This window comes from Bartonella sp. AP3QHHD, assembly GCF_042195765.1.
Classification (GTDB): domain Bacteria; phylum Pseudomonadota; class Alphaproteobacteria; order Rhizobiales; family Rhizobiaceae; genus Bartonella.
Genome location: NZ_JBHIPC010000075.1, coordinates 1 through 2,663 on the forward strand (window position 1 = coordinate 1; position 2,663 = coordinate 2,663).

The 2,663-nt window shown below is 38.4% G+C and carries 1 protein-coding gene; it reads left to right on the forward strand.

What is annotated here, in order from left to right:
- Positions 1 to 250: 250 nt before the first annotated feature.
- On the forward strand, positions 251 to 2,663 hold a 2,413-nt coding region (locus tag ACFIL7_RS04305; RefSeq protein ID WP_375680345.1), incomplete at its 3' end, for an autotransporter outer membrane beta-barrel domain-containing protein.

Consider the following 2,663-nt stretch of genomic DNA (forward strand, 5'->3'; position numbering starts at 1 on the left):
GAGATGTCACTTATCAGCATAGATTTAAGAAAATTGGTTTTTCTGGAACGAGTTTCTCTGCTGGATTGCGCCACCTTTTTTAGCGATACATAAACTATATAGTAACTTATATATAAGTATATATTGTTATATTAAGTATTAAATTAAATATTTCATTTTATATTTATTGTATTTTGAGAAATTTATTATCTTAAATATAGATATTATTCTTCAATGAATAGAAGTAGGGGAATAGGAGGTGGCAAGAGTTATGATTTATGTATTTCATAAATATGTATTTTTATGCAACGTTACAACAGCTATTCTTTATTTTTTGCAGGTTACGTATGTTAATGCTGCAGGATCTTCAAGTGATGCAGGAGGGGCATTTTATAAATGCGATGATAGAAAAACACACTTTCTTGCAGATAAAGTCTATTACTTAAAAAGTTCTCAAGAGACGTCTGCTCATATTGCACCTATTGCAGCTATATATGTAGAAAAAGCAGGCACTATTGTTAATGCCTCTCAGATAACAGTTTTTGGCGATGATCCAGATAAAATATCTGCGTATGGGGCGTATGTAAGAAATGGTGGAAAAATTAATCTAATAGCTTCAGATTTTAAGAATATACCTGCTCTTCGTGCTCAAAATGCCGTTATTAGTATGACAGTAGGGGAAATTAAGGGGACTTCACATGCTATTTATGCATGGGGGAGAGGAACGGATATTGCTTTAGTGAGTGTGAATATCAATATTGAGCCAGATAATTTGAATGTAAAAGGGATCGGTATTATGAGTGGTTTTGATGCAATGGTTAAAATGACAGACGGTACCGTTAATTTTAACCAGATTGGCTCATTTTCAACTCGATTTGGGGGGCACTATCTTCTTGATACTATGGGGATTACGGGGCAAGGAAGGAGGGAGGAAACTTTAACAGATGGTGATGGAGCTATGGGGGTATTGCCAGAAGCTTTTGAGGTTTTTCAAGGTGGTGACGTTCATTTGAAAAACAATTTTATTCAGCTGAATCATATGCATGCATTCTTGATGAAAAACTTTTCAGGTTATGTAAATGATAATGGTAAGTTAATTCAAAAATATATTTCACCAGATGGATTTAAGAATACAAATATTAAGATAGAAAAAAACAATATTTCTGTTCAGGGTGAGGGAGTATATGGACTGTGCTTTAATGTTTTAGCTCCAGAAGAATTTGCTAAAATGTTGAGGCAACGAGATGATGAAAAAATTTTAGAAACCAAAAAAGTTATCACGGGGAGGGCATTTGTTTATTTATCAGAGACAAATATGACAGTTCCAGACGGGATTGCGATTTATGCGAAGGGGAATAAAGACTATGAAGTAAAAGGCACTCTTGAATTATCGGATGAAACAAAAATCTCTGGTGATTTGTTGCTAAAAGCTGAAAATAATGCTTCTCTATTGGTGAAAGCAAACGCTTCCTCTCTTACAGGAGGTACGCGTGTTGAGGGTAGATCGGTTATTGATTTAGAATTAATTCGTTATTCAAAATGGTATCTTACTAAAAGTAAATACAACGGTTTACAGGAATCTGTTTCATCGCTTTCTTCTCTAAGTCTTTCCAATAGCACATTGATCTTTGATGAAGATAGTGGTTATCAAACGCTACGCATTGGAAAAAAAGCAGATATAGGTGCAGGAGATAAAATTCTCGCATCAAAAGATAAAAAAGTCTACAGTGCTGAGGGAAACGCTCAGATTAGGTTGAATGCATTTTTGAATGATGAGGGTTTGTTTAATCCCCAAAAGACGGATCGCATATTGATCTATGGGGATGTTTCTGGAACGACATTCATTCATGTGCAAAATTTTCCAAAATATGCAAGTAAAGAAGTCTATGAGGGAAAAGATCAAAGCATTTCACTCATTCAAGTTGCTGGAACAGCGCAGGCAGGTTCTTTTCGACTCGCCAATGGTTATGATGATTATACTACGGTGAAAGGTTTTCCTTATCAATATCGTATTCGTGCTTATGGTCCAGGTTCGCCTTTTGGAGAAGCGAATGCTAAGCAAAGATTAGTGGAAGGTGAGGGGGATTTTTGGGATTTCCGACTCGAAGGGGTTTATATTTCTTCTAGAATAGGTTCTTATAATGGTCCATTTGGTAAACCTTCTTCGTTTTCATTATCTCATCCTGTTAATCCTCCATCTTCTCCCCCCAATTCACTTTCTACGTCGTTGATATCTGACTCTCCTTCTTCTACGTTCTCTGGTCCTGTTGATCCTCCCCCTCCCGATCCACTTTCTACGTCGTTTATGTCTGACCCTCCTTCTTTTACGTCCTCTGATCCTGTCGATCCTCCCCCTCCCAATCCACTTTCTACGTCGTTTGTGTCTGACCCTCCTTCTTCTACGTCCTCTGATCCTGTTGATCCTCCCCCTCCCGATCCACTTTCTACGTCGTTTGTGTCTGACCCTCCTTCTTCTACGTCCTCTGATCCTGTTGATCCTCCACGCCCTGATCCACTTTCTACGTCGTTTGTGTCTGACCCTCCTTCTTCTACGTCCTCTGATCCTGTTGATCCTCCACGCCCCAATCCACTTTCTATGTCGTTGCCATCTGAGCCCTCTGCTCCGGAGGACACTTCATCTCTGGATACTGTTTCTCCTCCTTCTGTCCCTGTCGAACCAAAGC